Source organism: Clostridium sp. AF29-8BH (assembly GCF_003478145.1).
Taxonomy (GTDB): Bacteria; Bacillota; Clostridia; order Lachnospirales; family Lachnospiraceae; genus Otoolea; species Otoolea fessa.
Genome location: NZ_QUEL01000013.1, coordinates 1 through 12,143, shown reverse-complemented (window position 1 = coordinate 12,143; position 12,143 = coordinate 1). Strand labels below are relative to the sequence as shown.

Here is a 12,143-nt window from a genome sequence, read left to right as displayed (position 1 = left end):
CAGAATCACGCGCCAAATCTCACGGACGTTCGACTTGAATTAGAAATAGAAAGAGAAGGAATCATGGCGTATCAATACGCGGATATTATTATAGATATATCCCATGAGAAGGTGGATCGCCCGTTTCAGTACCGGATTCCGGCGCAGCTGGCGGAGGAGATTACGGCGGGAACGTGCGTGACGGTACCGTTTGGAAAGGGTAATTCACTTCGGACTGGATATGTGGTGGGAATGGGAAATACGGCGGAGTATGACCCATCCCGCATCAAGGAGATAGCTGGGATCGCACCGGGCAGTATGTCGGTGCAATCTCAGCTTATCCGTCTGGCGTGGTGGATGCGGGAACGTTATGGCGCGACGATGAACCAGACGCTCAAAACCGTACTTCCCGTCAAGGAAAAGATAAAACCGCGCGAGAAAAAGACGCTGCATTGTCTTTTAAAACAGGAAGAGCTGGAAGCGGCAATCCTGGCGGCACAGAAGCGGCATTATAAGGCGCGGGTGCGGCTCCTTGAGGCATTCCGGGACAATCTGGATATTCCGATGGAATTTGCCCGACGGGAGCTTGACCTGACCCTGGCGACGATCCGCCCGATGGAGGAACAGGGACAGCTTTCAGTGAAAGTTTCCCGTGAGGAACGCGGGTTAAACCATGCAAAACTGCCGCGTCCAGCCGGACAGACCGTGCATCTCAATGAAGAGCAGCAGGCGGCGGTTGACCGTTTCTGTGAGGATTATGAGATGGGGAAACGTGAAACGTATCTGATTCACGGCGTTACGGGAAGTGGAAAGACCGAAGTCTACATGGAGCTGATGGCGCGTGTCCTGCGGGATGGAAAGCAGGTGATTCTGCTGATCCCGGAAATTTCGCTGACATATCAGACGGTGATGCGGTTTTACCGGCGATTTGGCGATCAGATCGCGATTCTGAATTCCCGTCTCTCTGCGGGAGAACGCTATGATCAGTGGGAACGGGCGGCGCGGGGCGAGGTTTCCGTGATGATCGGACCGCGGTCGGCGCTGTTTGCCCCATTTTCCAATCTGGGACTGATTCTGATCGACGAGGAACATGAGGGCGCCTATAAGAGCGAGACGATGCCGCGCTATCATGCAAGGGAAGTAGCGGCGGAGCGCGCCCGGCTTTCCGGGGCTTCGCTGGTCTTGGGCTCAGCGACTCCTTCTCTGGAATCGTATCTGCGGGCTCAGAATGGCGAATATGTGCTTCTGCCCCTGCATCACCGGGCAGTGGCGGGAAGTATCCTGCCGAAGGTACAGATCGCTGATATGCGTGCGGAGATGCAGGCAGGCAATAAATCGGTGTTCAGCCGGTCATTGGATGCAATGTTGACAGAGAGACTCGCACGTGGCGAGCAGGCGATGCTTTTTATGAACCGGCGCGGCTATTCCAATTTTGTTTCCTGTCGTTCCTGCGGAAAGGCGGTGACCTGTCCGCATTGTGATGTTTCCCTGACACTACACGGGAAGAACCGTCTGGTCTGTCATTACTGCGGCTATACGATTCCGCTGATGAAGCAGTGTCCGTCCTGCGGATCACCGTATATTGCCGGGTTTGGGGCCGGAACGCAGAAGATGGAAGAATTTACGAAAATTCGGTTTCCGGATGCGAGGATCCTGCGGATGGATGCGGATACAACGGCAAAAAAAGGCGGACATGAAGCGATTCTGGAGGCATTTGCAAATCGTGAGGCAGATATTCTGATCGGCACGCAGATGATTGTAAAAGGGCATGATTTTCCAGGAGTGACGCTGGTCGGAATTCTGGCGGCGGATCTTTCCTTAAATACGCCGGATTACCGCAGCGCGGAGCGGACGTTCCAGCTTCTGACGCAGGCGGCTGGCAGAGCGGGACGCGCCGGGAAGCCCGGCGATGTGGTCATCCAGACGTACCGGCCGGAACACTATGCCGTGCAGGCGGCAGCGGCGCAGAATTATGAGCTGTTTTACAGCCATGAGATCAATTACCGGAGGCTGCTTCGTTATCCACCAGTCTGCCAGATGGCTGCGGTTTATTTTGCCTGCGGCGATGAGGTGGTGCTGGATAAATGTGCGGAAATGGCGGCGCGGCGGCTGCGCGAAAGTGCCGAGTGTATCGGTCCGGTTCCGGCACCAGTATACAAAGTTAATGACATCTACAGAAAAATTTTATATATAAAGTGTGAAAAATGTGCTATACTGGATCAAATCAGGGGTCAGATTGAAACCCTGGCTGCCGCAGATACAAAATGGCAGGCGGTCCAGATTCAATACGATATATCATAGAGAGGAAGAGTGTATAAAATGGCAATCCGGTCAATTAGAACTATTGGCGATGAGGTACTGAAAAAAGAGTGTAAGGCAGTGACGGAGGTAACCGATCACACACTTGAACTGATAGAGGATATGTTTGACACGATGTATTCAGCCGGCGGCGTAGGTCTGGCAGCACCGCAGGTCGGTATCCGCAAACAGATCGTAGTAATCGACGTGGAGGACGGCAACCAGTATGTCCTGATCAATCCGGTCATCGAGGAAATGTCCGGCAGCCAGACTGGTCAGGAAGGCTGTTTAAGCGTTCCGGGCAAGGCTGGTATGGTAACCCGTCCGAGCCACGTAAAGGTACGCGCGCTGAACGAAAAAATGGAAGAGTTTGTCCTGGAAGCAGATGATTTCCTGGCACGTGCGATCTGCCATGAGTGCGATCATCTGCACGGACATCTGTATGTGGAGTTGGTAGAAGGTCCGTTAGAGGATGTAACGGCAGAGGAAGAATAAAGCACATTGGCAGAATGAGAGAAAAACAAGAGTGGGGTGACAGGCAGATATGAAGATCGTATTTATGGGAACACCGGATTTTGCGGTTCCGACACTGGAAGCGCTCTATCAGAGCCGGCATGAAGTAGCGGCGGTGGTGACACAGCCAGATAAGCCGAAGGGACGCGGCAAGGCGATGGCAATGCCGCCTGTCAAGGAAAAAGCGCTGGAATATGGAATCCCGGTGTATCAGCCGGTGCGCGTCCGCAAGGATGAGGCATTTTTTGAGGAATTGACGAAGATTCAGCCGGATGTGATCGTCGTGATTGCATTTGGTCAGATTCTGCCGGAGCGGATTCTGAACCTGCCGAAATACGGCTGTATCAACATCCATGCGTCGCTTCTGCCAAAATACCGTGGGGCAGCCCCGATCCAGTGGGCGGTCATCAATGGCGATGAGGTCAGCGGTGTGACGACGATGCAGATGGATGTCGGTCTGGACACCGGAGATATCCTGGATACCGTGGAAGTACGCCTGGATCCGAAAGAGACAGGCGGCAGCCTGTTTGACCGCTTGAGCCTTGCGGGAGGAAAGCTGATTCTCTCCACGCTTGAAAAAGCGGAGGCGGGAATCCTGCATCCGGTTAAACAAGATGAGGCAGAGGCAACCCATGTGACAATGCTCGATAAGTCGATGGGGCAGATCGACTGGTCGATGGATGCGGCAGTGATTGAGCGCCTGATCCGCGGCTTAAATCCATGGCCGAGCGCTTATACAAAATTTGAAGGAAAAACCCTGAAAATCTGGTCGGCGGATGTCGAGGAAGATGCGGCGGGAAGGCCGTCACCGGAGACATTCGGACAGGTGGTATGTGTCGGTAAAGATGCATTCTCTGTCCAGACCGGCAAAGGGCTTCTCACAATTCGGGAACTTCAGCTGGAAGGCAAGAAGCGGATGGATACGGCGGCATTTTTACGCGGATATCCGGTGGAAACGGGAGTAAAGCTCGGATAAAATGAATGCTTCAGCAGGAACTGAACTGCTACAGGCAGCCAGGCGTTTGAAAGGAGTTGGAGTGATATGTACGGATACGGATATGGATATTACAGTATGTTTGATCCGACGATGATTCTGGTATTAATTGGTGTATTTCTGTCATTAGGGGCATCTGCGAAGGTGAAAAGCACCTACGCGCGGTTTTCAAGAGTCCGGAGCATGACTGGCATGACGGGAGCCGAGGCGGCGAGACAGCTTTTAAATTCACAGGGCATCTATGATGTCCAGATCCGCCAGGTGGCAGGCAGTCTGACCGACCACTATGATCCGCGGACCAAGACTGTGAATTTATCTGAGAGTGTATATGGTTCTACTTCGGTCGCGGCGATCGGTGTTGCGGCGCATGAGTGCGGACATGCGATGCAGGATGCATCTGAGTATGTTCCGCTGCGCCTGCGCGGTTCAATGGTGCCGGTGGTCAACATCGGCGCACAGCTTTCCTGGCCTATGATCCTGATTGGTGTCCTGATCGGCGGCATGGGATCTCCGATCGTTTCACTTGGAATTCTTTTATTTTCCTTGTCGGTGCTGTTCCAGCTGGTGACGCTTCCGGTTGAGTTCAATGCATCCGCGCGTGCGGTACGTCTGCTTGATTCAACAGGGATTCTTCGCGGGGAAGAAGTTGGATATACCAAACAGGTGCTTGGTGCGGCGGCACTGACGTATGTGGCAGCGGCGGCTGGTTCGATTTTACAGCTTCTGCGTCTGATTATATTATTTGGAGGACGACGCGATGACTGATGGAACTGCGCTGCGTGAAATAGCGGCAGAAATTTTGACTGAGATTCTGGAAAAGGGACAGTATACACATCTGGCCCTTTTTCAGGCTCTTTCTAAATATCAGTATCTGGAGAAATCAGACCGCTCGTTTTTAAAACGGATTGTGGACGGGACGGTGGAGTATAAAATCCAGATTGATTATATTATCAACGCATATTCCAAAACAAAAGTTCATAAGATGAAACCGTTTATCCGCACACTTCTGCGGATGAGCGTGTACCAGATTTATTATATGGACCGTGTACCGGATTCGGCGGCGTGCAATGAGGCGGTGCGCCTTGCGAAAAAACGCGGATTTTCCGGACTTTCCGGCTTTGTAAATGGTGTGTTGCGTTCTGTGGTGCGTGGAAAAGGCAAACTGACCTTCCCGGATGATTCAGTGCGGTATTCAATGCCGGACTGGATTTTATCTCTCTGGGAGGAAAACTATGGGGCAGAGACGACGCACAGGATGGCACAGGCTGGTCTGGAGAAACGTCCGTTTATGGTGCGGTTTGCCGAGAGCCGTGCAGGGAAAGAAGAGATTCTTGCCTCCCTGTCCGCCCAGGGCGTGACGGCAGAGGAGACAGCGACGGGAAGCGGCGTTTACCGTCTGACGGGAGTGGACTATCCAGAGAGTCTGGATGCGTTCCGCGAAGGACTAATCCGGATTCAGGACCTGAGTTCGTCGCTGGCAGGTGATGCGGCGGGTATTAAAGAGGGTGATTTTGTACTCGATGTCTGTGGGGCACCGGGTGGAAAAGGGCTTCATGCGGCGGATCTGCTGTACGGAACTGGACAGGTTGAGATCCGGGATGTGAGTGATTACAAGGTATCTTTGATCAAGGAGAATATTGCCTGCAGCGGCTGTACAAACGTCTCTGCCTGCGCCTGGAATGCGTGTGAATTCGATGCTTCGATGGAGCAGAAAGCGGATGTGGTCATTGCCGATCTGCCGTGTTCAGGACTTGGCATTATCGGACGCAAGCCGGATATCAAATACAACGCTTCAATGGACGGAATCCGGGACCTGGCTGCATTGCAGCGGCAGATGCTGTCGGTGGTCTGGCAGTACGTGAAGCCGGGTGGAGTGCTGGTTTACAGCACCTGCACGGTCAACCGTCTGGAAAATGATGAAAACCGGGCATGGTTTTTAAACGAATATCCATTTGAGCCGGTTGATATCAGTGGTCGTCTGGGGATTGATTTTCAGGAAGACAGCCTGAAAGAGGGATACATCCAGCTCTATCCGGGCGTTCATCCGTGTGATGGATTTTTCATCTCTGTGATGAAAAGAAAAGGATAACTGGACGGAACAGCGTATGAATACAGGAAAGACTCCGAGAGTGCATATAGGAGAGAGGGAGGCAGTCCGATATGGAAAAGCAGGATATAAAATCAATGACGCAGGAGGAACTGCGTGCCTTTTTGGTGAGTCTGGGTGAAAAACCATTCCGGACCGCCCAGATCTATCAGTGGATGCATGAAAAACTGGCATCTTCCTTTGACGATATGACAAACCTTTCCAAGGTACTCCGGCAGAAGCTGCAGGACGCGTGCGAGTATGTATCGCTGGAAAAGGTACGGGTGCAGATTTCGCAGATCGATGGAACCCGCAAGTACCTGTTCCGCCTCGCGGACGGCAATGTCATCGAGAGTGTCCTGATGCGTTATAAGCATGGAAATTCCGTTTGTATTTCCTCGCAGGTGGGGTGTCGGATGGGCTGCCGTTTCTGTGCTTCGACCCTGGACGGCCTGGAACGGAACCTGCGCCCGTCGGAGATGCTGGACCAGATTTATCAGATTCAGCGCGATACAGGCGAACGCGTTTCCAACGTGGTTGTGATGGGATCGGGTGAACCGCTGGACAATTACGATAACCTGATCCGCTTTATCCATCTTTTGACGGAGGAAGGCGGACTGCATATCAGTCAGCGGAATGTGACGGTTTCCACCTGTGGGCTGGTTCCGAAGATCCGGGAGCTGGCAGATCAGGGACTGACCATCACGCTGGCACTTTCTCTGCATGCGCCGAATGACGAGGTGCGGAAGAGCCTGATGCCGATCGCGCGTACATATGCGTTAAAGGATGTATTGGCGGCCTGTCATTACTATTTTGAAAAAACGGGACGCCGCATGACGTTTGAGTACAGCCTGGTGCAGGGAGTCAACGACAATCTGGACGAGGCGCGCGAGCTGGCGGCGCTGATTCAGGATCAGCACGGGCATGTGAATCTGATTCCGGTCAATCCGATCAAGGAGCGCTCTTATGTACAGTCGGGACGGAAAGCGATCGAAGCATTTAAGGGATGTCTGGAATCCAAGGGAATCAATGTGACAATCCGGCGCGAGATGGGGCGCGACATAGACGGTGCCTGCGGACAGCTCCGGAAGAGCTATATGGATAAAGAGCAGGAGAAAGAAGGTGCGGCAGTCAAATGAAAGCATACGCACTGACGGATATCGGAAAAACGCGTAAGGTCAATCAGGATGCTCAGTTTGCCAGCACGGAGCCGGTGGGAGAACTTTCCAACCTGTTTGTTGTGGCGGACGGAATGGGCGGTCATCAGGCGGGAGATTTTGCTTCGCGCTATCTGATCGAGCATATGCCGGAATATATCAAAGAGAGTGGTGAGAATGAGCCGGTCGCGGCGCTTCGAAAGGGGATCGAGGCAGTCAATCAGGAACTTTATACCCTTTCCTGTGAGCGCGAGGAGCTTGCCGGCATGGGAACAACGCTGGTAGCGGCTTCAATTCAGGGAAATACACTCTATGTGGCAAACGTGGGGGACAGCCGTCTCTACCGGATTGAGCGCTCCGGCATTCATCAGATTACCCGGGATCATTCCTACGTGGAGGCGATGGTCTCGCTGGGACAGATGAGCCGCGGCAGCCGGGAATATGAGACGAAGAAAAATATCATTACCCGCGCAGTCGGGATCGGTGGGCATGTGGAGCCGGATTTCTTTGAGGTTTCACTGAACCCGGGCGATTACGTACTGCTGTGTTCGGACGGGTTAACCAATATGGTGGATAATTCAGCAATTTACCGGATGGTGCTTCTGCCGGGAACCCTGGACACCAAGGCAAGGGCGCTCACGGCGCTCGCAAACCAGAACGGCGGGAAAGATAATATCGCGGTCATATTGATTGACCCGCAGATCAAGGAGGTGAGAGAATCATGATGCTGAAACCGGGAACCTATCTGCAGGATCGCTATGAGATCCTCTCACTGATTGGTACGGGCGGCATGTCAGAGGTGTATCAGGCAAAATGCCACACTCTGAACCGTCTGGTGGCGATCAAGGTTTTAAAGGATGAGTACAGCAGGATGCGAATTTCGTCAGCAAATTCAAGATGGAGGCGCAGGCGGCGGCAGGGCTTTCCCATCCAAATATTGTGAGTGTTTATGACGTTGTGGATGAGGGCAGTCTTCATTATATCGTCATGGAACTCATCGAGGGAATCACGCTGAAAAGCTACATTCTCAAGAAAGGTCATCTGGGCGTTAAAGAAACGATTGGAATTGCCATCCAGGTAGCGCAGGGGCTGGCAGCGGCACATGACCAGCATATTGTGCACCGGGACATCAAACCGCAGAATATGATTATCTCGCGTGACGGCAAGGTGAAGGTGGCGGATTTCGGTATTGCCAGAGCTGTATCGTCCCAGACGATCGGGGTCAATGCGGTCGGTTCCGTGCATTATATCTCGCCGGAGCAGGCAAAAGGAAATTATAGCGACGGACGAAGCGATCTGTATTCACTGGGAATCACGATGTATGAGATGCTAACAGGAAAACTTCCGTTTGACGGGGATAACCCGGTTTCAGTGGCACTGGCGCATTTGGAAGAACCGGTGCAGCCGCCGAGCCGCATCAACCCGGAGGTGTCGGCAAGCCTGGACCGCATTATTTTAAAATGTACCCAAAAAAAGCCGGAACGCCGTTACCAGAATGCGTATGAGCTGATCGCGGATCTGCGCCATGCGCTGGTGGATCCAAACGATGATTTCCTGAAAAAAGAACCGGAATTTGATGAAAATTCCCCGACAGTCGTGCGCGGGGCAGAGGAACTGAACCGCCAGATGGAGGCACAGAGAAATCGAAATCTGGAACAGACGATGGAACATCCGGCAGTGAGTGAAAAGACCGGACCGGTTCCGACAGAAAATGAACGTGGTGAGGTAGTCTGGAAAGAGCCGGAACCGTCGGAGAACGAGATAGAAGGTTGGCAGGAAGAAGAGACGGATGTCTATGAGGAAGAAACCTCAAGGCGCCCAGACCGTAGACGGAAGGGACGCCGTATAGAAGAAGACAGCGAGGATGTCAATCCGCAGATGGAGCGCCTGCTTACGATGATTGGAATCGGTGCAGCCGTATTGATTGTGGTGGTTGTGATTGTCATTGCTGCGAAGTTGACAGGCATCTTTAATCTGGGATCTGGTAGTCAGAAGCATCCGAAGACGACCGTTGAAGCTTCTTCGGAGGCGTCTGAGAGCGAGAGTCTGGAATCAACGGAGTGCAGGGTTCCGCCTCTGGACGGCATGACGGAGGATGAGGCGAAGACAGCATTGGAAAAGCAGTCGTTGAAAATCCGTTATGAATATGAAAAGTCGGAAACCTCTGAAAAGGGGAAGGTCATCGGTCAGAGTATTGCCAGCGGCACGGTTGTCTCGAAACAGACGGAAGTTATCGTCACGATCGGAGAAGGCAATGAGGCAATAGATTTGACGAAACTTGGACTGGAAGAGATGTCCAGCGAGGATGCAGAGACGCTTCTGGCAGAAGAAAATAAACTGACCGTAGTAGTGCAGAAAGAGAGCAGCGATACGGTTGCCTCCGGTATAGTGATCCGATACAGTCCGTCCAGCGTGGATCCAGGCGGTACGGTGACGCTGTATGTCAGCACAGGTCCGAACGTACCGACGGTACCGATGCCGAGGATTACAGGGCTTTCAGAGGAAAATGCAAAAGTTGTTCTGGAAGCGGTCGGATTAGGGCTTGGCGAGCGCAAGGAAGCGAAGAGTTCAGAAGTGGCAAAGGGCAAGATCATCAGTCAGGATGTCCTGGAGAAAACAGATACACCGGAGGGAAGTGCCATTGGCTATACAGTCAGTCTGGGAAAAGGAACCCGCTATGTGGCGGCGATCAACGATGAATTCCAGATGAGTGAACTGTTTGGACCAAGTTCCGGAGATACGCATATCCGCGTCAGTATTGTGATGAAGCAGACGATTGCCGGCAATACTGTGACTAAGACGGTCATGGAACCGAGGGAGATCGGCGGCGATATCACGCTTCCGATTCATTATAATATCGAGGGAGCGGACGGTGTGCAGACAGGTGAGCTGCAGATCCTCGATCTGACGAACGATCGGGTTCTAAAAACGTATCAGCTTGAATTTGTGGAAGTTTCAGATAATTAATAAGAGGTAGTTGTAAGGTACAGATATGCAGGGAAAGATAATTAAAGGGATCGGCGGTTTCTATTATGTACACGACGGTATTGGAAAGGTATATGAATGCCGTGCAAAGGGAATTTTCCGAAATCGCGGCATCAAGCCGCTGGTAGGCGATGACGTGGAGATCAGTGTTCTCGATGAGGAGAAGGCGACAGGCAATCTCGATGAGATCCTTCCTCGTAAAAACCGTCTGATCCGCCCGGCGGTTTCAAATGTTGATCAGGCGGTGGTGGTTTTTGCCATCACCGATCCGATGCCAAATTTAAACCTTCTCGACCGCTTCCTCGTCATGATGGAACGGCAGGAAGTTCCGGTCAGCATCTGTTTCAACAAGATCGATCTGGTTGATGCAGCCGAGCAGGAGAAGCTGCGTGCGATCTATGAACCGGCGGGCTATCCGGTGCATTTTATCAGCACCTACGAAAAATCAGGGCTGGAGGAGTTTCATCGGTTGATCATTGGGAAAACAACGGTCTTAGCAGGACCTTCGGGTGTCGGAAAATCGTCGATCACGAACTTTATCCAGCCGGAGGCACAGATGGAAACGGGCGGTATCAGTGAGAAGATCCGCCGGGGCAAACATACGACGCGCCATTCAGAACTGTTTTTCGTGGAAGAGAGCACCTATATGATGGATACGCCGGGATTCAGTTCTCTCTATATCGAGGATTTGGAGCCGGAGGCGCTCAAGGACTTTTTCCCGGAATTTGAGGCATATGAGGATGAATGCCGTTTCTTAGGCTGTGTCCACATTGGCGAGCGCGAATGCGGCGTCAAGACGGCGGTGCAGGAGCATAAGATCGGGCAGAGCCGGTATGACAATTACCGTTTGATGTATCAGGAATTAAAAGAGAAAAAGAAATACGGCAGAAGCAGCCGTTGAGGATATTATACAAAAAATGGGAGGAAAGAACCATGATTATATTATCACCTTCGATTCTGGGGGCAGATTTTACGAAGCTGGGAGAGCAGGTCGCTGAGGTGGACAAGGCAGGTGCACAGTACATCCATCTGGATGTGATGGATGGCGCGTTTGTGCCGAGTATCTCCTTTGGAATGCCGGTAATTAAGAGCCTGCGCCCGGTGACGGATCGTGTGTTTGACGTACACATGATGGTGGAAGAACCGGGACGTTACGTAGAGGATATCAAAAAAGCGGGGGCGGATCTGATCTGTGTGCATCAGGAAGCCTGTCTTCATCTGGACCGCACGATCGCGCAGATCCGTGAGGCAGGGCTGCAAACAGGTGTAGCGTTAAATCCGGCGACCCCGGTCGAGACACTGGATGTTATTTTGCCGGAGGTGGACATGGTTCTTCTGATGACGGTCAACCCGGGATTTGGCGGTCAGAAATTTATTCCATATACGGTAGAAAAAATCAAGAAGCTGCGCGCAATGTGCAGCGAGAGGGGACTTTCCACCCGCATTGAGGTGGACGGAGGAATCACGCCGGACAATGTGCGGACGGTATTAGAGGCAGGAGCCGATGTGATCGTGGCGGGAAGCGCCGTATTTAAGGGAAACCCGGCTGGGAATGTAAAAACATTTTTAAATATTTTTCAGGAATTTGAACAGGGATGATGAAGATGAAGCGTTGTTTGATTGTGACAGGCGGAACGATTGATATTGCGTTTGCGAAAGATTTTCTCTCACAGCGCTCGTATGACTATGTAATTGCGGCAGATGCGGGGCTGGAGGTTCTGCGCCCGCTGCATATTTCTCCGAATGCGGTGGTCGGCGATCTGGACACGGTGGATAAAAAGGTTCTGGAAGAATATCAGAACCAGCCGGACATCGAATTTGAGATCCATAAACCGGAGAAGGATGAGACGGATACGGAGCTGGCGCTTTTGACGGCGGCGCGCCAGGGCTGTGAGGCAGTTGATATCCTGGGGGCGCTGGGCGGCCGTATGGATCACGCCATCGGCAATATCCAGCTGATGTATCAGTTTTTCTGCCAGGGAATGGAAGTGAATATTTATGATGCCCGCAACCGCCTGTATCTTCTGGGCGGGCATAAGGTATTTCACCGGGAAAAGGTGTATGGAAAATACATTTCGTTCCTGCCGATGACTGAGACTGCCAAGGGCACTGAGACTGCCAAGGGCACACA

General features: G+C 52.4%; 12 protein-coding genes. All 12 read left to right on the top strand.

What is annotated here, in order from left to right; genetic code table 11:
* Positions 1-63: 63 nt before the first annotated feature.
* Positions 64-2,280, top strand: coding sequence for a primosomal protein N' (gene priA / locus DWZ16_RS09100; RefSeq protein WP_182427323.1), 2,217 nt, complete (start codon positions 64-66; stop codon positions 2,278-2,280).
* Between the two features lie 18 nt (positions 2,281-2,298).
* Positions 2,299-2,772: a peptide deformylase gene (def, locus tag DWZ16_RS09095; RefSeq protein ID WP_118293195.1), complete on the top strand. Its 474-nt coding sequence runs from the start codon at positions 2,299-2,301 to the stop codon at positions 2,770-2,772.
* A gap of 49 nt (positions 2,773-2,821) precedes the next feature.
* Complete coding sequence (gene fmt / locus DWZ16_RS09090; RefSeq protein WP_118482175.1) at positions 2,822-3,766, top strand: methionyl-tRNA formyltransferase; 945 nt, start codon at positions 2,822-2,824, stop codon at positions 3,764-3,766.
* A gap of 66 nt (positions 3,767-3,832) precedes the next feature.
* Positions 3,833-4,549: a zinc metallopeptidase gene (locus tag DWZ16_RS09085; RefSeq protein WP_118482174.1), complete on the top strand. Its 717-nt coding sequence runs from the start codon at positions 3,833-3,835 to the stop codon at positions 4,547-4,549.
* Positions 4,542-5,873: a 16S rRNA (cytosine(967)-C(5))-methyltransferase RsmB gene (gene rsmB / locus DWZ16_RS09080; protein ID WP_118482173.1), complete on the top strand. Its 1,332-nt coding sequence runs from the start codon at positions 4,542-4,544 to the stop codon at positions 5,871-5,873. The genes DWZ16_RS09085 and rsmB overlap by 8 nt, the downstream gene beginning before the upstream one ends.
* Before the next feature lie 71 nt (positions 5,874-5,944).
* Positions 5,945-7,009 (top strand): 23S rRNA (adenine(2503)-C(2))-methyltransferase RlmN, encoded by a 1,065-nt coding sequence (gene rlmN / locus DWZ16_RS09075; RefSeq protein ID WP_022358690.1) that lies wholly within the window; start codon positions 5,945-5,947, stop codon positions 7,007-7,009.
* Positions 7,006-7,752 (top strand): Stp1/IreP family PP2C-type Ser/Thr phosphatase, encoded by a 747-nt coding sequence (locus tag DWZ16_RS09070; protein WP_118482172.1) that lies wholly within the window; start codon positions 7,006-7,008, stop codon positions 7,750-7,752. Before rlmN ends, DWZ16_RS09070 begins: the two co-directional genes overlap by 4 nt.
* On the top strand, positions 7,749-7,970 hold the full coding sequence (locus DWZ16_RS16815; protein WP_347474943.1) for a hypothetical protein: 222 nt from the start codon (positions 7,749-7,751) through the stop codon (positions 7,968-7,970). The genes DWZ16_RS09070 and DWZ16_RS16815 overlap by 4 nt, the downstream gene beginning before the upstream one ends.
* The gene (gene pknB / locus DWZ16_RS09065) at positions 7,925-9,994 is read left to right on the top strand and encodes a Stk1 family PASTA domain-containing Ser/Thr kinase (RefSeq protein ID WP_412694318.1); all 2,070 of its coding nucleotides are present in this window, start codon (positions 7,925-7,927) and stop codon (positions 9,992-9,994) included. The genes DWZ16_RS16815 and pknB overlap by 46 nt, the downstream gene beginning before the upstream one ends.
* 25 nt (positions 9,995-10,019) lie before the next feature.
* Complete coding sequence (rsgA, locus tag DWZ16_RS09060) at positions 10,020-10,913, top strand: ribosome small subunit-dependent GTPase A (protein ID WP_106999960.1); 894 nt, start codon at positions 10,020-10,022, stop codon at positions 10,911-10,913.
* Positions 10,914-10,945: 32 nt separating this feature from the next.
* A complete protein-coding gene (gene rpe / locus DWZ16_RS09055) occupies positions 10,946-11,611 on the top strand; it encodes a ribulose-phosphate 3-epimerase (RefSeq protein WP_022360278.1) in 666 nt (221 codons plus the stop codon).
* Positions 11,608-12,143 (top strand): thiamine diphosphokinase (locus DWZ16_RS09050; RefSeq protein WP_243021983.1); only part of this gene is annotated, 536 nt, incomplete at its 3' end. The genes rpe and DWZ16_RS09050, both read left to right, overlap by 4 nt.

What these genes read in the sequence shown, in the direction of transcription:
- priA (WP_182427323.1), top strand. Translation starts at nt 64, where the DNA reads ATGGCGTATCAATACGCGGATATTATTATAGATATATCCCATGAGAAG.
- def (WP_118293195.1), top strand. Translation starts at nt 2,299, where the DNA reads ATGGCAATCCGGTCAATTAGAACTATTGGCGATGAGGTACTGAAAAAA.
- fmt (WP_118482175.1), top strand. Translation starts at nt 2,822, where the DNA reads ATGAAGATCGTATTTATGGGAACACCGGATTTTGCGGTTCCGACACTG.
- DWZ16_RS09085 (WP_118482174.1), top strand. Translation starts at nt 3,833, where the DNA reads ATGTACGGATACGGATATGGATATTACAGTATGTTTGATCCGACGATG.
- rsmB (WP_118482173.1), top strand. Translation starts at nt 4,542, where the DNA reads ATGACTGATGGAACTGCGCTGCGTGAAATAGCGGCAGAAATTTTGACT.
- rlmN (WP_022358690.1), top strand. Translation starts at nt 5,945, where the DNA reads ATGGAAAAGCAGGATATAAAATCAATGACGCAGGAGGAACTGCGTGCC.
- DWZ16_RS09070 (WP_118482172.1), top strand. Translation starts at nt 7,006, where the DNA reads ATGAAAGCATACGCACTGACGGATATCGGAAAAACGCGTAAGGTCAAT.
- DWZ16_RS16815 (WP_347474943.1), top strand. Translation starts at nt 7,749, where the DNA reads ATGATGCTGAAACCGGGAACCTATCTGCAGGATCGCTATGAGATCCTC.
- pknB (WP_412694318.1), top strand. Translation starts at nt 7,925, where the DNA reads ATGGAGGCGCAGGCGGCGGCAGGGCTTTCCCATCCAAATATTGTGAGT.
- rsgA (WP_106999960.1), top strand. Translation starts at nt 10,020, where the DNA reads ATGCAGGGAAAGATAATTAAAGGGATCGGCGGTTTCTATTATGTACAC.
- rpe (WP_022360278.1), top strand. Translation starts at nt 10,946, where the DNA reads ATGATTATATTATCACCTTCGATTCTGGGGGCAGATTTTACGAAGCTG.